The sequence below is a fragment of the Aeromicrobium sp. S22 genome (assembly GCF_009661045.1).
Taxonomy (GTDB): domain Bacteria; phylum Actinomycetota; class Actinomycetes; order Propionibacteriales; family Nocardioidaceae; genus Aeromicrobium; species Aeromicrobium yanjiei.
This window is the reverse complement of record NZ_WJWV01000001.1, coordinates 566,176-591,213: the sequence shown is the minus strand read 5'-3', so window position 1 is coordinate 591,213 and position 25,038 is coordinate 566,176. Positions and strand designations below refer to the sequence as shown.

At 69.7% G+C, this 25,038-nt stretch carries 26 protein-coding genes and 1 tRNA gene; 2 read left to right on the top strand and 25 right to left on the bottom strand.

Annotated elements, in window-relative coordinates:
- Window positions 1–46 precede the first annotated feature (46 nt).
- From GEV27_RS02900 to GEV27_RS02860, 9 genes are all read right to left on the bottom strand, one after another.
- Complete coding sequence (locus tag GEV27_RS02900; RefSeq protein WP_153933421.1) at window positions 47–973, bottom strand: dioxygenase; 927 nt, start codon at window positions 971–973, stop codon at window positions 47–49.
- A 13-nt stretch (window positions 974–986) separates the two neighbouring features.
- Complete coding sequence (locus GEV27_RS02895; RefSeq protein WP_153933420.1) at window positions 987–1,742, bottom strand: dienelactone hydrolase family protein; 756 nt, start codon at window positions 1,740–1,742, stop codon at window positions 987–989.
- Window positions 1,743–1,760: 18 nt separating this feature from the next.
- The gene (locus tag GEV27_RS02890) at window positions 1,761–2,216 is read right to left on the bottom strand and encodes a VOC family protein (protein WP_153933419.1); all 456 of its coding nucleotides are present in this window, start codon (window positions 2,214–2,216) and stop codon (window positions 1,761–1,763) included.
- Between the two features lie 63 nt (window positions 2,217–2,279).
- Window positions 2,280–3,917 (bottom strand): FAD-dependent monooxygenase, encoded by a 1,638-nt coding sequence (locus GEV27_RS02885; protein ID WP_309221999.1) that lies wholly within the window; start codon window positions 3,915–3,917, stop codon window positions 2,280–2,282.
- 109 nt (window positions 3,918–4,026) lie between these two features.
- Entirely contained in the window at window positions 4,027–4,959 is a 933-nt protein-coding gene (locus GEV27_RS02880; RefSeq protein WP_228764913.1) for a formylglycine-generating enzyme family protein, read from the bottom strand.
- 57 nt (window positions 4,960–5,016) lie between these two features.
- Complete coding sequence (locus GEV27_RS02875) at window positions 5,017–5,535, bottom strand: flavin reductase family protein (protein WP_153933416.1); 519 nt, start codon at window positions 5,533–5,535, stop codon at window positions 5,017–5,019.
- A 142-nt stretch (window positions 5,536–5,677) separates the two neighbouring features.
- Window positions 5,678–6,478: an IclR family transcriptional regulator gene (locus tag GEV27_RS02870; protein ID WP_153933415.1), complete on the bottom strand. Its 801-nt coding sequence runs from the start codon at window positions 6,476–6,478 to the stop codon at window positions 5,678–5,680.
- A 169-nt stretch (window positions 6,479–6,647) separates the two neighbouring features.
- A complete protein-coding gene (locus GEV27_RS02865) occupies window positions 6,648–7,232 on the bottom strand; it encodes an NADPH-dependent FMN reductase (protein ID WP_153933414.1) in 585 nt (194 codons plus the stop codon).
- Window positions 7,233–7,312: 80 nt separating this feature from the next.
- Window positions 7,313–7,394 (bottom strand) — tRNA-Tyr (locus GEV27_RS02860).
- Window positions 7,395–7,486: 92 nt separating this feature from the next.
- On the opposite strand from GEV27_RS02860, the gene GEV27_RS02855 reads away from it, so the two are divergent.
- Window positions 7,487–7,978, top strand: coding sequence for a YajQ family cyclic di-GMP-binding protein (locus tag GEV27_RS02855; RefSeq protein ID WP_153933413.1), 492 nt, complete (start codon window positions 7,487–7,489; stop codon window positions 7,976–7,978).
- Between the two features lie 147 nt (window positions 7,979–8,125).
- Here GEV27_RS02855 and GEV27_RS02850 read toward each other — a convergent pair whose 3' ends face one another.
- The 12 genes from GEV27_RS02850 to GEV27_RS02795 form a co-directional block, all read right to left on the bottom strand.
- Window positions 8,126–9,529, bottom strand: a complete 1,404-nt coding sequence (locus GEV27_RS02850; RefSeq protein ID WP_153933412.1) for an NADH-quinone oxidoreductase subunit N — start codon at window positions 9,527–9,529, stop codon at window positions 8,126–8,128.
- On the bottom strand, window positions 9,526–10,953 hold the full coding sequence (locus GEV27_RS02845; RefSeq protein ID WP_194944109.1) for a NuoM family protein: 1,428 nt from the start codon (window positions 10,951–10,953) through the stop codon (window positions 9,526–9,528). The genes GEV27_RS02850 and GEV27_RS02845 overlap by 4 nt, the downstream gene beginning before the upstream one ends.
- A complete protein-coding gene (locus tag GEV27_RS02840; protein ID WP_153933410.1) occupies window positions 10,950–12,671 on the bottom strand; it encodes an NADH-quinone oxidoreductase subunit L in 1,722 nt (573 codons plus the stop codon). The genes GEV27_RS02845 and GEV27_RS02840 overlap by 4 nt, the downstream gene beginning before the upstream one ends.
- Complete coding sequence (gene nuoK / locus GEV27_RS02835) at window positions 12,668–12,964, bottom strand: NADH-quinone oxidoreductase subunit NuoK (protein WP_153654488.1); 297 nt, start codon at window positions 12,962–12,964, stop codon at window positions 12,668–12,670. Before nuoK ends, GEV27_RS02840 begins: the two co-directional genes overlap by 4 nt.
- Entirely contained in the window at window positions 12,964–13,464 is a 501-nt protein-coding gene (locus GEV27_RS02830; protein ID WP_153933409.1) for an NADH-quinone oxidoreductase subunit J, read from the bottom strand. The genes nuoK and GEV27_RS02830 overlap by 1 nt, the downstream gene beginning before the upstream one ends.
- Entirely contained in the window at window positions 13,461–13,985 is a 525-nt protein-coding gene (locus GEV27_RS02825; protein WP_153933408.1) for an NADH-quinone oxidoreductase subunit I, read from the bottom strand. Before GEV27_RS02825 ends, GEV27_RS02830 begins: the two co-directional genes overlap by 4 nt.
- On the bottom strand, window positions 13,982–14,950 hold the full coding sequence (locus tag GEV27_RS02820; protein ID WP_153933407.1) for a complex I subunit 1 family protein: 969 nt from the start codon (window positions 14,948–14,950) through the stop codon (window positions 13,982–13,984). The genes GEV27_RS02825 and GEV27_RS02820 overlap by 4 nt, the downstream gene beginning before the upstream one ends.
- Window positions 14,947–15,471 (bottom strand): NADH-quinone oxidoreductase subunit C, encoded by a 525-nt coding sequence (locus tag GEV27_RS02815; protein WP_309221998.1) that lies wholly within the window; start codon window positions 15,469–15,471, stop codon window positions 14,947–14,949. Before GEV27_RS02815 ends, GEV27_RS02820 begins: the two co-directional genes overlap by 4 nt.
- Complete coding sequence (locus tag GEV27_RS02810) at window positions 15,468–15,980, bottom strand: NADH-quinone oxidoreductase subunit B (protein WP_228764993.1); 513 nt, start codon at window positions 15,978–15,980, stop codon at window positions 15,468–15,470. Before GEV27_RS02810 ends, GEV27_RS02815 begins: the two co-directional genes overlap by 4 nt.
- Before the next feature lie 50 nt (window positions 15,981–16,030).
- Window positions 16,031–16,399, bottom strand: a complete 369-nt coding sequence (locus GEV27_RS02805) for an NADH-quinone oxidoreductase subunit A (protein ID WP_153933406.1) — start codon at window positions 16,397–16,399, stop codon at window positions 16,031–16,033.
- 144 nt (window positions 16,400–16,543) lie between these two features.
- On the bottom strand, window positions 16,544–17,371 hold the full coding sequence (locus tag GEV27_RS02800) for an SDR family oxidoreductase (RefSeq protein WP_153933405.1): 828 nt from the start codon (window positions 17,369–17,371) through the stop codon (window positions 16,544–16,546).
- 57 nt (window positions 17,372–17,428) lie between these two features.
- A complete protein-coding gene (locus GEV27_RS02795; protein ID WP_153654495.1) occupies window positions 17,429–18,016 on the bottom strand; it encodes a bifunctional 2-polyprenyl-6-hydroxyphenol methylase/3-demethylubiquinol 3-O-methyltransferase UbiG in 588 nt (195 codons plus the stop codon).
- 45 nt (window positions 18,017–18,061) lie between these two features.
- Between GEV27_RS02795 and rarD the strand changes: the two genes are divergently transcribed.
- Window positions 18,062–18,970 (top strand): EamA family transporter RarD, encoded by a 909-nt coding sequence (rarD, locus tag GEV27_RS02790; RefSeq protein WP_309221997.1) that lies wholly within the window; start codon window positions 18,062–18,064, stop codon window positions 18,968–18,970.
- A gap of 3 nt (window positions 18,971–18,973) precedes the next feature.
- On the opposite strand, the gene GEV27_RS02785 is transcribed toward rarD, so the two are convergent.
- From GEV27_RS02785 to nuoL, 4 genes are read right to left on the bottom strand one after another with little or no spacing between them, the layout of a single operon-like run.
- On the bottom strand, window positions 18,974–19,963 hold the full coding sequence (locus GEV27_RS02785) for a polyprenyl synthetase family protein (protein WP_153654496.1): 990 nt from the start codon (window positions 19,961–19,963) through the stop codon (window positions 18,974–18,976).
- A 35-nt stretch (window positions 19,964–19,998) separates the two neighbouring features.
- The gene (gene nuoN / locus GEV27_RS02780; protein ID WP_153933404.1) at window positions 19,999–21,618 is read right to left on the bottom strand and encodes an NADH-quinone oxidoreductase subunit NuoN; all 1,620 of its coding nucleotides are present in this window, start codon (window positions 21,616–21,618) and stop codon (window positions 19,999–20,001) included.
- On the bottom strand, window positions 21,618–23,162 hold the full coding sequence (locus tag GEV27_RS02775) for an NADH-quinone oxidoreductase subunit M (RefSeq protein ID WP_153654498.1): 1,545 nt from the start codon (window positions 23,160–23,162) through the stop codon (window positions 21,618–21,620). The genes nuoN and GEV27_RS02775 overlap by 1 nt, the downstream gene beginning before the upstream one ends.
- Entirely contained in the window at window positions 23,159–25,036 is a 1,878-nt protein-coding gene (nuoL, locus tag GEV27_RS02770; protein ID WP_153933403.1) for an NADH-quinone oxidoreductase subunit L, read from the bottom strand. The genes GEV27_RS02775 and nuoL overlap by 4 nt, the downstream gene beginning before the upstream one ends.
- Window positions 25,037–25,038: the final 2 nt, after the last annotated feature.

Below are 25,038 nucleotides of genomic sequence, written 5' to 3'. Positions count from 1 at the left end.
ACGGAATGGATCGTAGCGATGTGGGGCCGGTCACACAACCTATTTGTCAGGATGATTTTTCGTCCGTCGCCACGACGGGAGAAATCGACAAATCTGAGGGTGACTCGAGGCGCGTCGCGCCGGCCGGGGCAAGGACGACGTCGAAGCGGACGCGCGACCACGGGCCGTCGAGCCGCCTCCCGTCGGGCGTCGGGGCGTCGCTCGGGTGGCGGTCGAACTCCTTCGCCAGGCCCTCATGGACCCCGAACACGCAGTCCTCGTCGAGCAGCGGGTGGCCGGCGACGAAGATGTGGGTCACCACGGTGCGGAAGTGCTGCGCCCTGACGCGCAACCTCACGTGCGGGGCGCGTTCGGCCGGGCGCCCCAGGGCAGCGAGCATCCTTCCCACGGGGCCGTCCTGGGGCACCGCGAGCGGGGTCGGCACGGATCCCCAGAACGCATAGCGTCCTGAGGGCCCGGTGACCACGTGGGCGCGCGGAGCTGCGCGCTCGTTGCCGTAGTGCGCGCTCTCCCGGCGGTAGTCGTCCGCTTCCCAGATCTCCAGGCGTGCACCGCGGATCGGTCGCCCCTGGGGATCGGTCACGACGCCCTCGACCCAGCAGGGCTCCCCGTCCGTCAGGGGCAGGACGCCCCCCACCGGCACCTCGGGGCTGTCACCGATGACGTACGGACCGGTCACGGTCGGCGGCGTCACGTCCCCCGTGGGGCCGTTCAACGCCACGACCTGAGCCGACGCGCCGAGGACGTCGCACAGGAGCACGGCCTCGCGACGTTCGTCGTTCGTGAACTGACCGACCGAGACCAGGAACTCGATGGCCTTGGACCACTCCGCGTCCGTCGGACGGACGTCGCGGAGGAAGGAGTGCAGATGCTCGGCGAGCGAGCACATGATCGCCTTCAGACGGGGGTCCTCGCAGTGGTCGAACGACCTGACCACCCGCGAGGCGAGGAGCTCCCCCGCGTCATCGATCATGTGCCCGACCCGCCTAGCTCAGATGCTTCTCGTAGAACTCGAACACCCGGAGCCAGCCGTCGACGGCCTGCGCCTGTTGATAGTGCGGGTGGTCCGAGGCGAAGAAGCCGTGGTCCGCACCGTCGTAACGGTGGAACTCGTGCTCCTTGCCGAGCCTGGTGAGCTCGGCGTCGATCGCGTCCACCTGCTCCGGGTCGGGGTTGCTGTCGTCGTTGCCGAAGATGCCCAGCAGCGGAGCAGACATGTCAGGGGCCCGGTGGATGACGCCCCGAGACGGCGCGTTCGGACGATCCGGGTCGGCCGGCTGCGGCATGATGCTCCCGCCCCAGCAGTCGACCGCAGCGTCCAGCGACGGCACGTCGCACGCGGCCAGGAAGGCCTGCCGGCCACCGGAGCAGAATCCGATCACGCCGGCCTTGCCGTTCGACGTGGGCTGCGCCTTCAGGTGGTCCACGGCACCGGCGATGTCGCCCATGACCTGGTCGTTCGGCATGGCCTTGCCGAGCCCCTCGGCGCGTGCCGCCGCGGCGACGTCGGCCCAGTGGCCCGGGCCACGACGGTGGTACAGGTTGGGCGCCAGCGCGGCGTAGCCACCCTCGGCGAACCGGCGGACGACCTCCCTGCACCAGAAGTCGAGCCCGGGGGCGTGGTGCAGGACGACCACGCTGCCCTTCGGCTCAGCAGTGGTCGGCCTGGCCGAATAGCCTTCGATGATGTCGCCGTGGTGGCCGGGGAACCCGACCACCTCGGCGATCATTCCGTCCTTCATCGTCCTTGTCCCGAGTTCCTAGGCCGCGACCATGTCGTCGAGCACCTTCATCAGCTCTTCCTCCGACAGGTGGAGGTCGATCGGCTCGCTGAACGGCTGGGGCCAGTTGATGCCCGTCTGCCAGTAGACCTCCACGCGGTTCCCCTCGGGGTCGCGGAAGTAGCAGCCGATCGCGTTGCCGTGGTTGCTGATGTGGTCGACCTCGTACTTGCGCTCCACGATCTCGGCGTAGAACTGGCGCAGATCGGCCAGGTTCTGCACGTGGAACGACAGCTGCTGCGGGTCGGTGTGGCGCTCCTCGTTCTTCGCCAGGAGAAGCTCGTGGTGCTCCTCCTCGGGACGCGCACTGAGGAACACGCGGCGCTCGTCACGGTCGGTGACGGTCATCCCGAGGAAGTTGGAGTAGAAGTCGAGCATGATCTCGGGGTCCTTGACGAACAGTCCGACGTGACCGAGACGGGTGACACTGGGCATGATGGTGGAGCCTTTCGTGTGGGTGTTGACGTGGTGGGGACGAGGCGGGGGCGGACGTGCGGGCTAGGCCCAGGACACCGACCCCGTGATGACGTCGAGCAGCCGGTCGAGGTCGTCCGGAAGGGCATCGCCGCGCCAGGCGACGTGATGGTCCGACCGGATGAGTGCCGCACCGGTCTCGTACAGGACCGTGAGCTCCGCGAGATCGGGCTCCTCGACCGTGAGGACCTCGAGCGGGACCCCCCGGGCCTCCGCGCGACGGACGAGCTCTCCGGCGTCGAGGTCGTTGAGGACGAGCAGGGTGAACCCGTTGCCGAGGTGGTCGTACAGCGACGACCCGTCCTTCAGCCAGTGGTGCGGAGCCCGGTTGCCGGGAGCGGACGAGGGCACGTAGTCCTCGAAGGACGGTGCCGGCTGGTCGGTGCCGTCACGGAAGATGATCGGAGAGGACGAGTAGCGGTAGCCGAGCTGACCGCCCATCCGCTTGAACTGGCGAGCCTTCTGGATCTGGATGTCCTCGCCGACCTGGGCACGCACGGCGTCACCGATCGGTCCGTCCTCCTCGATGCCGTCCCGCACGAGCTCGCGTGGTCCGACCGCCTGGTTGCTCTCGCAGCCCTTGAGGATGAACCGTGCCGCTTCGCCGCGCTCGATGCTGTAGCTCGGGATCAGTGCAGGACCGCCCCAGCCGTCGAGGACGGCGGCAAGCTTCCAGCCGAGATCGGCTGCGTCGCCGATGCCGATGTTCATGCCGAAGCCGCCCATGGGCGACACCATGTGGGCGGAGTCGCCGATCAGCAGGACACGCCCGAAGTCGTACCGGGGCGCCTGGATCGAGTGGGTGATGAACGTGCCGCCCGCCAGCGGCTCGACCTCGAACTCCTCGCCGATGGCGCGGAACAGCATCGCGCGGCAGGCCTCCCAGTCGTCGCCGTCGACGCCGTCCGGGACGGGTGAGGCGAAGTAGGCCCAGTGGTCGGTGCCGGACTGGGGCACCAGGCTGTCGCCGGCGCGGTCCTCGTTGTAGAACAGCAGCATCGACGACATCGACGTGGCCTTCCACAGCTCGGCCAGGCCCGGGGCGTAGATGTGCCAGAGGAAGCTGCGTGCCAGGTTCGGGTGGCCTTCCATGCGGACGTTGAGCCCGTCGCGACGCAGCTTGCTGCGGCTGCCCTCGGCCACGACCAGGTACTGGGCGGTGTGCGACTCCTGACCGTCCGGACCGTCGACGGTCACGGTGACGCCCGCGGCGTCCTGCTCGAAGCCGAGGACCTCGCTGTCGAAGCGCAGATCGACCAGCGGCAGGGAGCGGACGCGGTCACGCAGCGTCTTCTCGATCGCTTCGTTCGGCGCCCACTCGGCCACCTCCGACGCAATCGGCAGCCGCTCAGACCACTCGTACGCGCGAGGGAACCGCAGGATCTCGTGTCCGCTCAGGCGGGTCACGAACGCGACGTCCCGCTGGACCTCGGTGCTCACCGGGTCGTTCTCGCGGAGCGCATCGGCAATGCCCCAGCGGCGGAAGTGCTCCATCGAGCGCACGTTGGTCATGTTGGCCCGTGCGACGATCCGCTCCTCCTCCGAGCGCTTCTCGAACAGCACGCTCGGGATGCCCCGCAGCGCGAGGTCAATGGCCAGGGCCATGCCGACCGGGCCCGCGCCTGAGATGGCAACTGGGGGGACATCCTGACGAACTGACACGAGGGCTCCTTGAGAAAGAACAGATTCAGATTCCGTCTAGCGGTATCGCTTTCCACGTTAGCAGCGGGTGAGGTGCAGTGTCCAGCGTCACAGTGCGCGGATTCGCGGCTCAGGACCGGGGGCCGGGCGTCCGCAGGACGCAGCGAAATCCGATGTGCGACATCGACGACTCGACGGGCTGGGCCTGGCGGGCGGCCGGACGGTATCGGCGGCAGTAGTCGTCCGAGCACAGGTGCGATCCACCCTTGAGGACGCGGCGCGGGATCCGGCCGGCTGGGTCGCCGGGATCCTGGCTGCCGTCAGGAGCGGTCACCCGCGGGTTCTGCTGGGGCCCGCAGCAGGCGCGACCCGCCGTCTCCCCGTGATCGGAGCGGTAGAAGTCGGAGGTCCACTCCCACACGTTGCCGGTCACGTCGTAGAGCCCGTAGCCGTTCGGTGGGAACGACCGCACGGGCGTCGTGCGCTGCCATCCACCGGCGTCCACGCGCCGCCACGGGAAATCGCCCTCCCAGTAGTTCGCGAGTCGTCTCCCGTACGGGGACTTCTCATCGCCCCACGCGTACGTCGCGCCGTCGAGGCCCCCGCGGGCGGCGCGCTCCCACTCGGCCTCGGTGGGGAGGTCCTTGCCCACCCACCGGGCGTAGGCCGCGACGTCCTCCCAGCACACGTGGACCACGGGATGGAGCTCCCGTCCCCGGGTGTCCGAACCGGGACCCTCCGGGTGCTTCCAGCTCGCTCCCGCCACGTACCGCCACCACGTGCGCCAGTCGGTCAACGGCACCGGGCCCGACGTCGGCGTGAACACGAGCGACCCCGGGACCAGCAGGCCCGGGTCCACATCGGGGTAGTCACGCGGGTCGATCGCCCGCTCCGCGACGGTCACGTAGCCCGTCGCCTTCACGAAACGCCTGTACTGAGCCACCGTCACGGGCGACTCGTCGATCCAGAAGCCGTCCACTTCGACCGAGTGGACGGGCCCCTCCTCGGGATACTCCGGGATGTCCGAGCCCATCGCGAACCGGCCCGCCGGGATCCAGCGCATGGACCTCGAGGGTGCTGTGCCAGGAGGGGGCGTGGCCGAGCTCATCGGACGAGACTCTCAGACCTGGTCGTGCGGGGCGAACCGCCCGTACGAGCCGCGGAAGAACACCAGCGCGCGACCGTCGTCGACGGAGCCGAGGTCGAGCACCCGCGCCACGACGATCGTGTGGTCACCCGCGCCGAACTCGGCGTACACGTCGCAGTCGAGCCACGCCACGGCGTCCTCCAGGACGGGCCCACCGGTCTGCTCGCGCAGCGGCACGCCCGTGAAGCGGTCCCGGTCGGGTCCGGCGAATCGGCGGCTGGTCTGCTCGTGGTGATCGGCGAGGATGCTGATGCAGAACCGGCCCGCCGAACGGATCCGCGGCCAGGTCGAGGAGGTGCGCGCGACGCAGACCGAGATCAGCGGCGGGTCCAGCGAGACGCTGGTGATCGAGTTCACCGCCATCCCCACCGGACCGTCGGGCCCGTGGGCGGTCACCACGGCGACACCGGTCGGCAAGTGCCCGAGGACATTGCGGAAATGGCGTCGAGGATCGATCTCGGCCGGTGCGGCAACAGACAATGCCACGCTCATGGCTACCCCTTATTTCACCTGGTGGAATTGGATTTCATGCCACACTACGATGTGAGGTCCCGCCCGTCAAGCAGTTCCGGCCCACGGGCGGCGCTGGTGAGGGGTCGGGGAGAGCCGTGGCGGCTGGACTAGCCGGGCAGCGTCATGACGCTGAGCCGGCCACCCCGTCGCCGGCGTCCGGGTCGGCCAGGTCCAGGGCCGACGCGGGCAGGTCGCCTGCACCCTTGAGCCGCTCGGACATCTCCCGGGTCAGGGCCAACATCTGCTGGACGATCTCCGCGTCCTGCGCAGGATCGATCTTGCCCAGGCACAGCATGGCCGCGATCGGACGGCCCTCGGTGTCCATGACCGGCGCCGCGATGCCGCGTCCCGCCGCGAACCGCTCGAAGTCGTCCACGGCGTAGCCACGCTCCTGGATCGTCGCGAACTCCTGCTCGAGAGTCACCGGATCGGTGATCGTGCCGGGCGTGAACGTCCGCAACGGCTCCGCCTCGTACAACCACCGTCGCTGCTCCGCCGGCATGTACGACATCAGCAGCTTGCCGTCAGCCATCGCGTGCGCCGGCTGCGGATGCCCCGGCTCGAACTCGATGAACTCCGTCGCCGAGCCGGCCACGCGCGTCAGCTGGACCGTCTTGAACCCGACCAACGTGCTCAGGACCGCATCATGGCCTGACCACTGCGCCAGCCGCGACAAGAACATCCGCGCATCGTGCAGCACCGGGTTGGACACCAGGCCCACCATGCCCACGCCCACCGTCTGCATCCCCAGCCGGTACTTCGCGGTCCGGGTGTTCTGCTCCACCCATCCCACCTGCACCAAGGTCACCAGGATCCGGTGCACGCTGGCCGGCGACAGCTGCACGAACTGGGCCAGCTCCACGATCCCCAAGGGAAACGGATGCTCGGCCAACGCCGTGACGATCCGCGTCGCACGGGCCACCGCGCGCACCTGACCCCCATTGGCGGACGAACCCGACCCCGCACCCCGATCGCTCACGCCGTCTCCATCCCCCGATACTAACGACCCTGCCACGCCGACACCCCCATCAAAACGTCTCGGGACCCCGAGAACATGCGTGATTCCGGTGACAGCGAACCATCACCGAGGGTCAGACCCTCGCCGTGGCCGGTCGCAGCAGCCGCAGGAGACGTCCGAGCTCGTCGAGCATGGCCGCCGAGCTGCTGAGCATGAGGGGGGACGTCGTAAGCTCGCCGTCCTCGTCGATGACCCGGCGGATGAACGGGATCGCGACGGCGTCGAACACCGGGACCATCCTGACCGTCGTCACGATCTGCAGGAGCTGCTGGACGGCCCTCGTGCCGGCAGCGACCCCGCCGTAGCTCACGAAACCGACCGGCTTGTCCCGCCACTCGGCGTGCAGGAAGTCGATCGCGTTCTTGAGCACCGCGCTCGGGCCGTGGTTGTACTCGGGTGTCACGAACACGATCGCGTCAGCTGCGCCGACGATCTTCGACCAGTCCCGCGTGTGCTGGTGGGCGTAGTCGCCGAGCCGCGGGTGACGAGGCTCGTCGAAGAACGGCAGAGCGATCTCGGCGAGGTCCGCCACGACCGGCTCGAACCCGCCGTGCTCGTGGACGCGGCCCTCGAACCATCTCGCCACGTGATGCCCGGAACGGCCCGGTCGCGAGCTCCCGACGATGATCAGCAGCCGTGGCCGCTCTGCAGGTGACATCCGCACATGATGACACGCAGAGGAACGACTCAGGCCCTGACCGGCACATCTGTGCTGGTCAGGGCCTGAGCTTCGTGCTGTGGCAGGTGCAGGGTTCGAACCTGCGTAGGCTGAGCCGTCTGATTTACAGTCAGATCCCTTTGGCCACTCGGGCAACCTGCCGGGGTGTTGCCGGGGCAACGACAAGCAACACTATCGCAGGCGTTTAGTCTGAGAGAAATCAGACCCACCGCAACGCTTCAGGAGCACCCGTCATGGCCGACTCATCCTTCGACATCGTGAGCAAGATCGACCGTCAGGAGGCCGACAACGCGCTGAACCAGGCGGTCAAGGAGATCCAGACCCGCTACGACTTCAAGAACACCGGCGCCGAGATCAAGTGGAGCGGCGAGTGGGGCGTCGAGATCACCGCGAACGCCGACGAGCGCGCACTCGCAATCCTCGACGTCTTCAAGGACAAGCTGATCAAGCGGGGCATCTCGCTCAAGTCGCTGGAGGAGGGCGAGCCCCGCCAGTCCGGCAAGGACGTGAAGATCAACTGCACGTTCGGCGAGGGGATCAGCCAGGAGCAGGCCAAGAAGGTCTCCAAGCTCATCCGCGACGAGGGCCCCAAGGGCGTCAAGGTCCAGATCCAGGGCGACGAGCTGCGGGTGACCAGCAAGAAGCGCGACGACCTGCAGGAGGTCATCGCGCTGCTCAAGGGCGCCGACCTGGACTTCGCCGTCCAGTTCACCAACTACCGCTGACTGGCCCCCCCGGGGCGGACGCAAGATGAGGGTTTCCGGTAGCTGCGGCTACCGGAAACTCTCATCGTTCGTCGCCGCCGGGACGGAGGGTGAGGGTTTCGGGCGGCAGGAGCTGCCGCAAACCCTCATCGTCGGTCCGCCGGAGGCTCAGGGGAGGTGGCGGAGCAGGAGGTCGGGCCAGGCGCTGAGAGCCAGGAGCGCGGCCGTGCCGATCAGCACCGTGGACTTGGCGACGCGCACCGACACCGGTGGGGACGGGCTCACGTACGGCTCGCCGTGGGGGCGGTCGCACAGCCGCACGACGAGGCGCAGGTAGTACGCGAGGCCCAGCATCACGTTGAGGCCCATCACGACCGCGAGCCAGACGTGGTCGGACTCGACGACCGGGCGGATGACGACGTACTTGGTCACCAGGCCGATCACGGCGGGCGGGAAGCCGGCCAGCACGAGCGCCGCGACGACCAGCGGGATGCCCATCCACGGATCGGTGCGGGCCATGCCCCTGAGCTCGTCGAGGCTCGTGCTCCCCCGCAGCCGCAGCACGACCGAGAGCGCCGCGAACGCGACCAGATTCGCCAGGGCGTACACCGCGAGGTACTGCACCGGGGCGGTCAGGCCCTCGCGCGACAGCACCGCGACGGACGGCGCGATGAGGAATCCCGCCTGCGCGATCGACGACCAGGCGAGCAGGCCGATCGCATCGCTCTGCCGCAGGGCCCCGAGGTTGCCGATCGTCATCGTCGCGGCCGCGACCACCGCGAGCACCGGCTGCCACGCCGTGTACGCGTACGGGAGCGCGACATTGACCAGGATCAGCAGCGCGCCCAGCGCGGCAGCCTTCGAGACCGTCGAGAGGAAGCCCGCGACCATGACCGAGGCGCCCCCGTACGCATCGGGGACCCACACGTGGAACGGCACCGCTCCGAGCTTGAACAGCAGACCGACCAGGATCAGCACGACGGCCACCGCGACGACGCTCCCGGGCACGTCGGGGCGGGCCAGCGCGTCGCGGATCTCGTCGTAGGCCATCGACCCCGTGACCCCGTAGAGCAGCGAGATGCCCATGAGGGTGACCGCGGTCGAGACGACTGACGCGAGGAAGAACGTCCACGCCGACCGGATGGCGACCCGGTCGCCCTGGCGCAGGCCGACCAGGGCGATCGACGGCAGGGAGAGCAGCTCCAGCGAGACCACGAGGGTCACGAGGTCTCGCGCAGAGACCATGAGGACGCCGCCCGCGGCAGCACTCATCAGCAGGAAGTGGAACTCCCCCGGCGGCATCGCGGTCTCGAAGTTCATGATGTTGGCCGCGACCACGACGAACAGCGTCCCGACCAGGACGATCGCCGTCAGCGCGAACGTGTAGCTGCCCAGGTCGTCGCGGTACGCGTGCGCGAGCACCCCCGCGCCGAGGAGGGCGGCCGCGGCGGGCAGCTCCGGGCCGTTCCAGGTGCGGCGAGGGAAGAACGCGTCGACCAGCAGCGCCACGAGGGCGCCGGCCATGACGACCACGGCGGGGGCGACGAGATGCCAGTCGACAGGAATGTTCATCGGGCGAACGACCTCGTGAAGGGCTCGAACAGGTCCAGGAGCGGCCCCGGCCACAGGCCGAGGACGACCGCGGCGACGACGAGCGTGCCGAGCACGGCCACCTCACGCCGATCAAGGTCGCGGTCGCCGTCGTGGGGCACGGGCTCCCCCTGCGCCAGCAGCCGGATCGCCCGGGTGAAGTACGCCGTCGTCAGTGCGATGCCGAGCAGCGCCAGGCCGAGCGCGGTCCACGCGACCGGCCGGGTGAGCACGTCCCCGATCTCGTACGCCGCGCGCAGCGACAGCAGCTCGCCCCAGAAGCCCGCGAGCCCCGGCAGCCCCAGGCTCGCGACGGCGGCCAGGACGAAGGTGACCGCGAGCCACGGCGTGCGCGCGTAGAGCCCGCGACCGATCGCGGCCATCGACGCGGAGCCGAAGCGGTCCTTGAGCGATCCGGCGGCGAAGAACAGCAGGCCCGTGACCACGCCGTGCGCGACCGAGCCGAACACGGCCGCCGCGAGACCGACCTGGCTCTGCGTCGAGATCGCGATCACCACGAATCCCATGTGCCCGATGCTCGAGTACGCGATGAGCCGCTTCAGCTCGTCCTGCGCGTAGCAGGCGAGCGCGGACCACACGATGCCCAGCGCGCCGGCGATCGCGAGGTAGGGGGCGACGTCGGCGAAGCGCAGGAGGATCGGGCTGAACAGGATCAGCCCGTACGTGCCGAGCTTGAGGAAGACCGCCGCGAGCAGCACCGAGCCGACCGTGGGTGCCGCGCTGTGGGCACCCGGCAGCCAGGTGTGCAGCGGGACGACCGGTGTCTTGACCGCGAAGCCGAGCGTCACCAGCACGGCGGCCAGGAGGGACCCCGACGTCGCGTCGCCGACCTGCAGCGATCCGCCGTCGAGCCCGATCGCCACGATGCCCACCAGGAGCAGGCCCGAGCCGGTGACCGTGAAGAGCAGGAACCGCGTCGCGGCCGTCCTGGCCCCTGCGGCCTCGTCGCCCCACCAGGCGATGACGAACCACATGGGGATGAGCGCGAGCTCGAAGAACACGAAGAACAGCAGCAGGTCGAGCGAGCTGAACACGCCGAGGGACGAGGCGCTGATGACGAGCACGAGCCCGACCAGCGCCGGCGCGGCGTCCCGCGCGACCAGCCACAGGCAGCACAACAGGCCGATCGCCGCCGTCATCAGCAGGAACGGCCACGAGACCGCGGTGACCCCCAGGTGCAGCCGGGCACCGACCGGCTCGATCCACGGCTCGTCGACCTCGCCGGAGACGACGTCGCGCCCCTCCCACGCCAGGGCGTACAGGACGAGCGGGACGGCCATCGCCGCCGCTCCGGTCCACGCGGCCACCGGACCCGAGAACCTGGCCCGGCCGATCAGGAGCACCAGCCCGACGACGGCGGGCACGAGAAGAGCGACGACGATCATGTCAGGACCACCCCGACGACCACGAGCACCAGCACGCCCGCAGCGATGAGCGTCGCATAGCGCTGCACGTTGCGGGACTGGGCGAGACCGAGCACGTGGGATGCGCGTTCGGCCAGCCCCGCCCCCGCGCGGGGGTACGCGTCGACCGCCTCCTGGTCGAGGTCGACGACCGTGCGGGAGACCCCCCGCACGACCGCGGGCAGCCAGCGCGAGAAGGGCCGGTCGAGGCCGAGCTCGGCGGTCAGCGGGCCGATCTCGAGGTCGACGGACGCCCCCCTGCGCCGGAGCAGCACGATCGTGGCGACGCCCGCGACAGCGAGCGCGGTGGTCAGCAGGCCCGTGCCGAGATGGAACGGCTGGCCGATCGAGAGCGCGAACGTCGCCACGGCCAGCACGACCAGCGGGCCGGTCATCGCCCATGGCGCCTCGCGGCCCGTGTGGTCGTCGGGCGCGGGACCGAAGAACGCCTTCAGCCACAACCGCGTGGCGTACGCCGCGGTGAGGAAGACGGTCACGAGCGCGGCGGCCAGCAGCGCGTACGCCGTGCCGGTCGCGAGGCCACCGTCGTGGTCGGCCGCCTGCTCGATCGAGTGGAGCACCGAGTCCTTGGTGAAGAAGCCTGCCGTGGGGACGAGACCCGCGAGGGCCGCGAACCCCACGGTCGTCGACCAGAAGGTGACCGGCATCGACGCCCGCAGGCCGCCCATCGCGCTCAGCGCGCTCGAGCCGACCGCGTGCATGAGGCAGCCGCAGCCGAGGAACAGCAGGGCCTTGAAGACTCCGTGCGAGATCAGGTGGCTGAGGCCGGCGTCTGGGTCGGCCGCTGCGATCGCCCCGAGCATCAGGGCGAGCTGGCTGACGGTCGACCACGCGAGCGCCCGCTTCAGATCTGTCTGCACGAGCGCCAGGACCGCGCCCAGCAGCATCGTGATGCCGGCGACGACGGCCATCGCGGTCACGACGACGGTCGACTCGGCGTAGAGGAAGAACAGCCGCGCCGCGAGGTAGACGCCCGCCGCCACCATCGTCGCGGCGTGGATCAGCGCCGTGATGGGTGTCGGGCCGGGCATCGCGTCGGGCAGCCAGGTGTGCAGCGGGAACTGCGCAGACTTGCCGATGACCGCGACGAGGACCAGCAGGCCGATCGCGGTCGCGTGCTGCGGGCTCTGGCCGGCGGCGATCTCGACGCCGATCAGGTCGTACGTCCCGTAGGTCTCGCCGATCACCAGGATCGCGAGCACCAGGCCGAGATCGGCGACCCGGGTCATCAGGAACGCCTTCGCGGCTCCGGCGCGGGCCTCCGCGGTCTGCCACTCGTGACCGATCAGGAGATAGGAGCACAGGCCCATGACCTCCCAGCCGACGAGCAGCACCCACAGGTTGGTCGTGCCGACCACCGCGATCATCGCGACGAGGAACAGCACGATGACCAGCGCGTACGACCGATAGCGCGGGTGGTGCCCGAGGTAGGCCGTCGAGTAGATCTGCACGAGCAGGCCGACGCCGACCGCGAGCAGCACGAGCTGCGCCGAGGCGGGCAGGAGGAAGAGATCGGGCGACAGCGAGGGGAACGGCGGTCGGGTGCCCCCCGGCTCCCCGTCGTAGTAGGCGAACCACGCGGTCTCGTAGAGGTGCGGGATCGCCCAGATGGCTGCGGCGATCGCGAGCGCCGCGGTCAGCGCGACGTACGCCCAGTGGCGCCCGGCGACGCGGCTCATCGGCCCACCTCGTCGACGTCGACCGTCCGCAGGGCGCGGAACAGGGCGAGCACGATCGCCAGGCCGAGGCCGATCTCGGCGGCCGCGATCGTGATCGTGAAGAGGGTCAGCACCTGCCCCGAGTGCAGGGCGTCGGCGAACCACGCGTCGAAGGCCACCAGGTTGAGGTTGACGGCATTGAGCATGAGCTCGACGCCGAGCAGCATCATGACCGCGTTGCGGCGGGCCAGCACCCCGTACACGCCGATCCCGAAGAGGGCGGCCGCCAGCACCAGCGGATAGAGCAGCGGCATCAGCGGTCGGATCCTGACCGGGAGAGGACGATCGCGCCGACCAGCGCGGCCAGCAGCACCCCGCTGAGGATCTCGAACGGCAGCACCCAGTCGTTGAACAGGGCGTCGCCGATCGATCCGGCGGTGCCGATCCGGCGTCCCTCGATCTGCTCGCCGCGGAACCCCGCGACCATCGTGGCCCCCAGCCCGACCGCTGCGGTCAGGCCCACGAGGGCAGCGATCCAGCGGTTGCCGGTCACCTCCGCGGAGCGCGCGCCGCTCGGCTGGCGGGTCAGCATCAGGGCGAAGATCACGAGCACGACGACCGAGCCGACGTACACGAGCACCTGCACCCACGCGACGAACTCGGCCGTCATCAGCACGAAGCAGCCGGCGACTGCGCCGAGCGTCACGACGAGCCACAGGGCCGCGTGGACCAGCTGGCCGCTGGTCATCGACAGCAGCGCGGAGCCGACCGCGACGACGGCCAGGACGAGGAAGACGATCTCGGTGAGGCTCATGCGTCCTCCTGCGGCAGCGAGGCGCGGTACGTGTCGAGCTCCTTGCCCTGCGCGGCGCCCGGGTCGAGGGGCTGCGGCGGCGGGACGGAGTCCATCCACGTACGCAGCCGGTTCATGTCGTGCGTGAGGTCCTTGAGGTCCCCCTCGGCGTACGCGAACTCCGGCGACCAGTGGAGCGCGTCGAACGGACAGACCTCGACGCAGATCGAGCAGTACATGCAGATCGAGTAGTCGATGTCGAAGCGGTCGAGGACGTTCTGGCTGCGGTCGCGCCCGCCCTCGGTCGTCGCCGGGATGATCTCCTTGTGCGAGTCGATCGTGATGCACCACGAGGGGCACTCACGGGCGCAGAGCATGCACGACGTGCAGTTCTCCTCCTGCAGCGCGATCACGCCCCGGCTGCGCGGCGGCAGCTTGGGCTCGACGTCCGGGTAGTGCGCCGTGACGCTGCGGTGCGTGAGATTGCGCCACGTCACGGCGAGCCCCTTCAGCAGGCCGCGGCCCCAGGTCCGGCGGGTCATGCGATCACCACCAGCGTCGTGATCAGCAGCTGGGCGAGGGCGACCGGCACCAGCACCTTCCAGGCCAGCGCATTGACCTGGTCCTCGCGGAGGCGCGGGTACGCGACGCGGGCCCAGATGACCAGGAACGAGACGAGCGCGATCTTGAGCAGCGACCACACCCAGCCGAGCTGATCGGACCAGGGCCCGGCCCAGCCGCCGAGGAACAGCACGGTCGTCAGGGCGGCCAGCACCACGATTCCGGCGTACTCCGCGAGCAGGAACATCGCGAAGCGCATGCCGCCGTACTCGGTGAGCGGTCCCATGACGAGCTCGGCATCGGCCAGCGGCGCGTCGAACGGCGGCCGCTGCAGCTCGGCCAGTCCGGCGACGAAGAAGACGACGAGGCCGGGCAGCTGCACGAGCAGCCACCACGGCTCCCAGGCGTCCGCGATGCCGACCAGCGACAGGGTGCCGGCGGCGATCGCGACGCTCGCGGCGGTCAGGACCATCGGCAGCTCGTACGACATGAGCTGCGCCGCGACCCGCATGCCACCGATGTAGGAGTACTTGTTGCCGCTGCCGAGCCCGCCCATCAGGGTGCCGAGCACGCCGACGCTCATCGCGGCGAGGACGAAGAACAGCCCGAGGTCGAGGTCCTGGCCGATCAGGTTGCCCTGGCCGAAGAACGGTCCGAGCGGGATCGCGAGCATTGCGACGAGGTACGGCACGAGCGCGACCACAGGGGCGAGCTCGAACACGCGGCGGTCGGCCGCGACCGGGGTGATGCTCTCCTTCTGGACGAACTTGATGCCGTCGGCGACGAGCTGGGCCCAGCCGTGGAAACCACCCGCGGCCATCGGCCCGACCCGGCTCTGCATGTGCGCCATGGTCTTGTGCTCCATCTGGCCCACCAGCAGCGGGAGGGTCAGGAACGCGACCAGGACCAGCAGGCAGCGCAGGAGGGTGTCGAGCAGCTCGCTCATGGTCCCCACTCCCCCGGATCGGGCACGCCGGGGGGCTTGACCCGTCGGCGGCTCGGCGAGTGCGTGGAGTCGGCATCGCTCTCACCGGGCTCCTTGCCGCCCGGCCACGGCTTGGCGACGCGCGAGGCGAGCACGAACTCCTTGCGGAGCGGATGCCCCTCGAAGCCGTCGGGCAGCAGCAGGGGCTCGGTGCTGGTCGGCTCGGCGTCGGCGGTCACGAAAGTGATGCCGAACATCTCGTGGGTCTCGCGCTCGTGCCACGAGGCGCCGGCGAACACGTCCGCGACCGAGTCGACGACCGCGTCGTCGCGATCCAGGTAGGTCACCAGGAGCACGTGGTCCAGGGGGCGGGGCCGGGCCAGGTGCACGACGAGGCGGAACCCCTCGGGGTGCTCGTCCACCGCCGAGAGCCAGTCGAAGTACGTGTGGCCGTCCCGCTTGAGCCCCGCGACGGCGTCGTGCCAGCCGCCGCGCTCCACCACCCGGTGCGGGGGGCCGAAGGCGTTGTCCTCGATCGTCACTGATCGTCCACCGGCGGCGCCGGGACGCGCGGACTCAGCAGGGACGTCGCCGAGCGGGTGTAGCGCTGCGAGAGGTCCTCGCCCGCGATCTTGTCCTGCAGCGTGACGATGCCGTTGAGCAGCGCCTCGGGACGCGGCGGGCACCCCGGGACGTACACGTCGACGGGGATGATCTGGTCGACGCCCTTGGTCACCGAGTAGGAGTCCCAGTAGGGGCCGCCGGAGTTGGCGCACGAGCCGAAGCTGATGACGTACTTGGGCTCGGGCATCTGGTCGTACAGACGCTTGATGGCCGGCGCCATCTTGTCGGTGACGGTGCCCGACACGACCATGAGATCGGCCTGGCGCGGGCCGGGCGCGAACGGGATGACCCCGAGCCTGATGAAGTCGTGGCGCGACATCGAGGCCGCGATGAACTCGATCGCGCAGCACGCGAGACCGAAGTTGAAGACCCACAGGGAGTACTTGCGACCCCAGTTGAGCAGGTAGCGGGCCGGCTTGGGGGCCATCTGCGAGCCGATGCCGAGGCTCTGCGGCGCGACGGTCGGCATCGGGAGGCTCACGGGGTCCACGACAGCACCCCCTTGCGCCAGGCGTACGCGAGGCCCACGACGAGGATGCCGATGAAGATGCCCATCTCGGCGGCGGCCGCGCGACCGATGTCGTCCAGCACGACGGCCCACGGGAACAAGAAGACCGCGTCGACCGCGAAGATCACGTAGAGGAACGCATAGACGTAGTAGCGGACCGTGGACTGGGCCCAGCCCTCGCCCACGGGGTCGACACCCGACTCGTACGTCGTGGTCTTGGCGCGCGACGGGACCTGCGGCCGCATGAGCCGGTTGACCCCGAGCATCGCGGTCGCCAGGAGGACGCCGACGAGGATGATCGCGCCGACGGCGGCGTAGTCGTCCAGGTAGGCGCGCATGCCCCCACTCTAGGCCCGTGGCGCCCCCCGGCTGCGGAGCCCCACACGTCCAAGATGTGGCGGTTCGAGCCCGCCAAACCTCACGCACCGTGAGATCTGGAGGGCCCGATCCGCCACATCTTGGGTGGGGTCGGGGTCGGGGCGCTAGCCCTGGGCGAGCTCGGAGACGTGGTTCCACTTCTCCCAGGTCTCGAGGCGCTTGGCGTAGTCGGCCTTGGCGATGCCCAGCGGGGCGGTGCCGAAGAAGACGCGCAGCGGCGGCTCCTGGGCGTCCACGATCTGCAGGATCGCGGCGGCCGAGGCATGGGGGTCCCCCGGCTCGGCGTTGCGGCTCGCTCGGCCCTGCATGGTCTTCTCGCGGAATGCGTCGTACGCGGGGTTCTGCTCGGAGTGCGAGGCCGAGGCGCCGCCCCAGTCGGTGGAGAAGCCGCCAGGCTCCACGAGGGTGACGTGGATGCCGAAGTCGGCGACCTCCTGGGCCAGGGCCTGCGAGAAGCCCTCGAGGCCCCACTTCGACGCGTGGTAGATGCCGACGAGCGGGAATGCCGAGATGCCGCCGATCGAGGACACCTGGATGATGTGGCCGCTGCCCTGCTCCCGCAGGAACGGCAGCGCGGCCTGGGTGACCCAGAGCGCGCCGAACAGGTTGGTCTCGATCTGGGCGCGGGCCTCGTCCTCGGTGATCTCCTCGATGAAGCCGAAGTGGCCGTAGCCCGCGTTGTTGACGATCACGTCGAGACGGCCGAAGTGCTCGTGCGCCTGCGCGACCGCGGCGAAGTCCGCGTCGTGGTCGTTGACGTCGAGCTGCAGGGGCAGGATCGCGTCGCCGAACCGCTCGACGAGGTCGTCGAGGGTGGAGGTGTCGCGTGCCGTCGCGGCGACCCTGTCGCCGCGCTCCAGCGCCGCGATGCTCCACTCCCGACCGAAGCCGCGCGACGCACCAGTGATGAACCAGATCTTGGGTGAGGTCATGCCCCCGACGTTACGACCTGGAGCACACTCCAGCACAAGTCGAGGTGGCCGTGACGCTCACGGCACCCGCAGGAACGTGACCGCGAAGTCCGCGTCCTCGGTCCACGGCACCAGGTCCCACGTCGCGAACCGCTGCTCGTGCACGAGACCGGCCGCTGCGACGTCGGCGTCGAAGTCCGCCAGCGCGTACTCGCGATCAGTCGCGAAGCCCACGACGACCCGTCCGCCGGGACGGACGGCCGCGCGCACCGACGAGAGCACCGACTGCTCGGAGTCCGGCGCGACGAACACCATGACGTTGCCGGCCATGACCGCGAGGTCGAACGGCTCCTCGTCCAGCGCCAGCGTGGCCAGGTCCGCGACGACCCAGCGGGGCCCGGGGTGGTCCTCCTCCGCGGCGGCGATCAGGACCGGATCCGCGTCCACCCCCACCACGGTGTGCCCACGGGCGTGCAGCTCGGCGCCGACCCGGCCGGGTCCGCAGCCGGCATCGAGGATGCGGGAGCCCGGCGCGGTCGCCGCGTCGATCAGCCGCGCCTCGCCGGCGAGGTCGACGCCCTCCGCGGCCATGGTCCTGAAGCGTTCGACGTACCACGCGGAGTGGCCGTCCTTGGTGTCGGTGAACCAGCGGGGTCGATCAGTCATGCCTCCATCGTCGCCGACGCACCCCGGCGGGCGTACCCTCGGCTGGTGAACGACTCTCAGCGCGGCGCCGCGTTCGGCATCGCCGCCTATCTCTGCTGGGGGTTCTTCCCCCTCTACTGGCCGCTGCTGGAGCCCGCCGGATCGCTCGAGATCCTCGCGCACCGCTTCGTGTGGTCGATGGTGTTCGTCCTCGTCGCGATCACCGCGATGGGCAAGTGGCGGTCGTTCATCGCGATCGCCCACGACCGCAGGATGATGCTGATCCTCGCTGCCGCCTCCGTGGTCATCGCCGGCAACTGGGGCGGCTTCATCTACGGCGTCACCAACGGGCACGTGATCGAGACGTCGCTCGGCTACTTCATCAACCCGCTCGTGACGGTGATGCTCGGCGTCTTCGTGCTCAAGGAGACGTTGCGGCCGGCGCAGTGGGTGGCCATCGCGATCGGCGCCATCGCGGTCGTCGTCCTGACCGTGGACTACGGCCGGCTCCCCTGGGTCGCGCTCCTCGTGGCGTTCTCGTTCGCGGCCTACGGCTTCTTGAAGAAGAAGGCGGACCTCGGCGCCTTCGAGGGGCTGGGCATGGAGACGGCGATCCTGTTCCCGGTCGCCCTCGCGTTCCTCGTCGTGCTCCAGTTCCGTGGCGAGCTCGCGTTCGGCCACGAGGGTCCCGGCAACGTGGCCCTCCTCGTGGGGACGGGCCTGGTCACCGCGATCCCGCTGCTGCTGTTCAGCGCGGCGGCGACGCGCCTGTCGCTCACGACGATCGGGCTGCTGCAGTACCTCGGCCCCATCATCCAGTTCATCGCGGGCCTGACGATCTTCGACGAGGACATGACCGACGCCCGCTGGGTCGGCTTCGTCCTGGTGTGGACGGCGCTCGTGATCTTCACCGCGGACGCCGTGCTCAGCCGTCGGCGGGTCCTGCACCGCAGCGCGGAGTCCGCGGCGCTGTAGGCCTCAGCCGACGCGGGTCACGACCGTGTCGCACAGCTCCTGGAGCGCCGAGCGGGCCGACGAGTCGGGCAGCTTGGCGAGCAGGACGCCGGCGGCGTCCGCCTCGGCGCGGACGTACGAGCGGGCCTCGGCCATCGCGGGGTGGGCCCGCAGCAGCGCGAGCGCCTCGGCGTGCTCGGCGTCGTCGGTGAGGGGCCGGCCGAGAAGCGTCCGGAGCCGCTCGCTGCCGGGATCGGTCGAGCGCAGCGCGATGAGGGTCGGCAGGGTCGGGACGCCCTCACGCAGGTCGGTGCCGGGCGTCTTGCCCGAGTCGCCGGTCTCGCTGGCCACGTCGATGATGTCGTCCGCGAGCTGGAATGCGGCACCGATGCGCTCACCGAACTCGGTCAGCGTCTCCTGGACGTCTGCCGGTGCGCCGGCCATCTTGGAGCCGAACAGCGCCGCGGTCGCGATGAGCGAGCCGGTCTTGTCCGCGACGACCGCGAGATAGTGCGCCAGCGCGTCCTCGTCGTCGGCCGGGCCGATCGTCTCGCGGATCTGGCCCTGGACCAGCCGCGAGAACGTGCGCGCCTGGATGCGCACCGCTTCGGTGCCGAGATCGGAGACCAGGTCGGAGGCCTGCGCGAACAGGTAGTCGCCCACGAGGATCGCGACCGAGTTGCCCCACCGGGCGTTGGCGCTGGGCGCCCCGCGCCGCACGTCGGCCTCGTCCATGACGTCGTCGTGGTAGAGCGTCGCGAGGTGGGTCAGCTCGACGACCACGGCCGACCGTGCGACGTCCGCCCGGGACGACTCACCGAACTCGGCCGCGAGCAGCACCAGCAGCGGGCGGAAGCGCTTGCCGCCCGCGTTGAGCAGGTGGGCGGCCGCCTCGGCGACGAGCCGGTCGGGGCTGTCGACGGCAGCCCGCAGCTGTCGCTCGACCTCCTCGACGCCCGCGAGCACGCGTGCCTCGAATGCGGCGTCGGTGAACGAGACACCCAGAGTGGACACGCACAGCTCCTAGCACAAACAGTCCCGCGAAATGGTCAACGCACGAAGGCGCCCGCATGCTGCGCAAGATCCAGCACCGGTCCCGGAATGATACCGAGTCCCACTGTGGCGACCGCAGCCACGACGATCACAGCGCTCGTCAGCGCGCTCGGGACTGCGACCGTCGGCCCGTCCCCGACCGGGTCGGTGAAGAACATCAGCACGATGACCCGCACGTAGAAGTACGCCGCCAGCGCGCTCACCAGCACGCCGATCACGACCAGCCACCAGAACCCTCCGGCGTACGCCGCGCTGAACACGCCCCACTTGCCGATGAAGCCGCCAGTGAGCGGGATGCCCGCGAACGACAGCATGAAGAGGGCGAACGCCCCCGCGAGCCATGGCGACGTCCGGCCGAGGCCGGCCCACCTCGACAGGTGGGTGGTCTCGCCACCGGAGTCACGCACGAGCGTCACGACCGCGAACGCGCCGATCGAGGACACCCCGTAGACCGCGAGGTAGAACAGCACGCTCGAGACCGACGTGATGCGGTCGGCCGAGGCCACGCCCGCGTACGCCCCGACGAAGCCCACGAGCAGGAAGCCCGCGTGCGCGATCGAGGAGTACGCGAGCATCCGCTTGACGTCGGTCTGCGAGATCGACACGACGGCTCCGAGGAACATCGTGATGATCGCGATCGCGACGATCGTGGGACGCCAGTCCCACTGCGAGCCGCCGAACGCGACGAAGAAGACCCGCAGGAGGGCCAGGAACGCCGCCGCCTTGGTGCCCGCGGCCATGAACGCCGTGACGGGCGTCGGCGCGCCCTGGTAGACGTCGGGCGTCCACGTGTGGAACGGGGCCGCGCCGATCTTGAACAGCAGGCCGACCGCGATGAGCGCGATCGCCGCGAGCAGCATGTTCTCGCTGCCGGCGCGGCTCGAGACCGCGGTGTCGATCGCGGACAGCTCGAAGCTGCCGGAGTAGCCGTATGCCAGCGCGATGCCGTAGAGGAAGAAGACCGACGAGAACGCACCGAGCAGGAAGTACTTGAGCGCGGCCTCCTGGCTGAGCAGCCGCCGCCGGCGGGCCAGCCCGCACAGCAGGTACAGCGGCAGGGACAGCACCTCCAGCGCCACGAACATCGTCAGCAGGTCGTTCGCGGTCGCGAACAGCATCATGCCGACCAGCGCGAACATCGCGAGAGGGAAGACCTCGGTGTGCTCGACCCGCAGCTTGACCGCCTCGGCCTCGGACGCCGAGCCTGGGGCGTCCGCCGCACGGCCGGTGAATGCGCTCAGCCCGCCCTCTAGCCGGCGCTCGGCGAACAGCAGCATGCTCAGCAGGGCGAACAGCAGCAGGATGCCCCACGCGAAGACGCCGGGGCCGTCGATCGAGAGCGCGCCCTCGGCGGCGACCTTGCCGCGGGCGACGAGCCCGGACTCGACCGTGTCGAGATCGGTGTAGACCCAGACGGTGTCCGCCAGGGCGGCGACGATGCCGACAACGGCGAGGACGACCTGGGTCATGAACCGGGCCGGGCGGGCGCAGAAGGCCTCGACGAGGACTCCCACCACGGCCACGCCGGCGATGATGAACAACGGGCCGAGCAGCGCGTACTCGATCTCGGGTGCCGCGATCGGGGGCAGGTCCGTCGCGGTGATGAGGTTCCGCATCAGTGACCTCCCTCTTCCTCGGCGGATGTGTCGATGGTCGTGGGCGTCCTCGGCGGAGGATCACCCTTGCCGACGTTGCTCATGACCGTGTCGATGGCCGGCGAGATCGCGTTGAGCATCGGCTGGGGGAAGAAGCCCAGGGCCACGATCAGCACGATCGCCGGGGTCAGGGCCGCGATCTCGCGCGGCTCGAGGTCCGTGACGCCCTCGCTGCCGGGCTGGAGCGGCCCGGTCATCGTGCGCTGGTACATGATCAGGATGTAGAGCGCGGCCAGCACGATGCCGAGCGTGGCCACCGCGGCCGCCGGGATCGAGCGCGTGAACGTCCCCGCCAGGACCAGGAACTCCGAGACGAACGGGGCCAGGCCGGGCAGCGACAGGCTCGACAAGCCGGCGATGAGCAGGACTCCGGAAAGGATCGGCGCGATCTTCTGGACGCCGCCGAAGTCACCGATCCGGGCCGACCCACGGCGGGCGATCATGATGCCGGTGACCAGGAACAGCGCCGCGGTCGAGAGTCCGTGGTTGAACATGTAGAGGGTCGCGCCGGCCATCGACGTCGTCGTGAAGGCGAAGATGCCGAGGATGATGAAGCCGAAGTGCGACACCGAGGTGAACGCGATGAGGCGCCGGATGTCGTCCTGCCCGATCGCGAGCAGCGCACCGTAGATGATGCTGATGACGGCCAGGACGATGATCACCGGGCTGGCCCAGTCCGCGGCCTCGGGGAACAGCCCCACGCACCAGATGATCATGCCGAACGTGCCGATCTTGTCGACCACGCTCACCATCAGCACCGAGGTGCCGGGGGTCGCCTGGCCGGCCGCGTCGGGCAGCCACGTGTGCAGCGGGAACAGCGGCGCCTTGATCGCGAACGCGGCCATGAAGCCGAGGAACAGCAGCCGCTCGGTCGTCTGGCCGAGATCGAGCCCCTGCAGGTCCGCGAGCAGGTACGACGCATCGCCCTGGCGCGAGCTGACCACGTACAGGCCCACGATCGAGGCCAGCATCAGCAGGCCGCCCACGAGGTTGTAGATCAAGAACTTCACGGCGGCGTACGAGCGGTGGGGACCGCCGAACGAGCCGATGAGGAAGTACAGCGGGATGAGCGTGGCCTCGAACAGGACGTAGAACAAGAACGCGTCGGTCGCGGAGAAGGCCCCGATCGCGAGGCCCTCGACCGCCAGCATCCACGCGAGGTACGCGTTGGTGCTGCGCGGATCGGGCAGCCGGTCGCCGATCGCGGCCAGCAGGACGATCGGGGTCAGGATCGTCGTCAGCAGGATCAGCGTGATGCCGATGCCGTTGACGCCGACCGCGTAGTGCGCGCCGAAGGCGCTGATCCACTCGTGGGTGCTGGTCAGCTGGTAGCCACCGGACTCGGGGTCGAACTGCGCGAGGGCGACGAGCGCCAGCGCGAGGGTGATCAGCGAGACGGCGAGGGCGATCGTCTTGGCCCGCAGCTGCGAGCCGGACTCACGGGGCAGGAGCGCAAGGATCAGCGCGCCCGCGATCGGGGTCGCGGCCAGGATCGTCAGGATCATGCGAGGGTCACCGCCAGGAGGCACAGGACGAGGATGGCGACGCCACCGAACATCGTGAGGGCATAGGAACGGACGTAGCCGGTCTGCGGCTTGCGAAGGAACTGCGAGGTGTCACCGAGCCGGTCGGCCACACCCGTGACGAAGCCGTCGATGCCCCGGCCGTCGAACCACACCAGGAACCGGGTGAGGTGGCGCATCGGGCGGACCACGACCGCGTCGTTGACCTCGTTGCCGTAGAGCTCGTGGCGGCCGGCGCGGGCCCAGATCGACACGTCGGCGTCGGGGGGTGTCTCCCCCGCGATCGGCTTGCGGCCGTAGGTGAGGAAGCCGAGTGCGACGCCCGAGGCAGCGACGAGGGTGATGATCGCCGTGAGGGCGATCGCGGGGATCGCGAGCTCCTCGTGCTCACCGTGCCCCACCACGGGCTCGAGCCAGTCCACGATCCAGTCACCGAGCAGCAGCAGGCCGCCCAGCAGGGACAGGGCACCGAGGGCGATGAGCGGGACGGTCATGACCTTGGGCGACTCGTGCGGGTGGACGCCCTCCTTCCACCGCTTGTCGCCGAAGAAGGTCATCATCATGAGGCGGGTCATGTAGAACGCGGTGACGCCGGCGCCCAGCAGTGCGCCGAGGCCCACCCAGACGTTCTCGCCGAATGCGGTCTCGATGATCTTGTCCTTGGACCAGAATCCCGAGAACCCCGGGAAGCCGATGATCGCGAGGTAGCCGAGCGCGAACGTCACGAACGTGACCGGCATGGCCTTGCGCAGCGCGCCGTAGTGGCGCATGTCGACGTCGTCGTCCATGCCGTGCATGACCGATCCGGCCCCGAGGAACATGTTGGCCTTGAAGAAGCCGTGCGTGATGAGGTGGAAGATCGCGAACGGATAGCCCGCCGGGCCGAGTCCGGCCGAGAGCATCATGTAGCCGATCTGACTCATGGTGGAGCCGGCAAGCGCCTTCTTGATGTCGTCCTTGGCGCAGCCGATCCACGCGCCGGCCAGCAGCGTGACGAGGCCGACGATCATGACCGCGGTGCGCGCCACCTCCGAGGAGTCGAACACTCCGCCGCTGCGGACGACGAGGTAGACGCCCGCGGTGACCATGGTCGCCGCGTGGATCAGGGCCGAGACCGGGGTCGGGCCCTCCATCGCGTCGAGCAGCCAGCTCTGCAGCGGCACCTGGGCGGACTTGCCGCACGCCCCGAGCAGCAGCAGCAGGCCCAGCGCGGTCGCGACCCCGTCGCCGGCTCCCGGTGCGGCGGCGTTGACGGCGTGGATCGCCGTGGTGCCGAACTGCGCGAACATCAGCATGATCGCGAGCGCCATGCCGATGTCACCGACACGGTTGACCACGAACGCCTTCTTGGCCGCTGCGGCCGCGGACGGCTTGTGCTGCCAGAAGCCGATGAGCAGGTACGACGCGAGGCCGACGCCCTCCCAGCCGAGGAACAGCACGAGGTAGTCGCTCGCGAGCACGAGCGTGAGCATCGCGGCGATGAAGATGTTGAGGTACGCGAAGAACCGGCGTCGCCGCGGGTCGTGCTCCATGTAGCCGATCGAGTAGACGTGGATCAGGGTGCCCACGCCGGTGATCAGCAGGACGAACAGGCCCGAGAGCTGGTCGAACGTGAAGCCCATCTCGACGTGGAACGTCCCGGTGTCCATCCACGTGAACAGCGACGTGGACTGCGAGCGGTCCTCGGCGTCCTTGCCCAGCAGGGACGCGAAGAGCACCGCACCGAACAGGAACGAGGCGGCCGACGCGGCCGTCCCGATGAGGTGGCCGAACCGGTCGGACTCCTTGCCCCAGACCAGGAGCAGGGCGCCGCTGGCCAGTGGGATGGCGATGAGCAGCCACTGAAGATCGAACATCG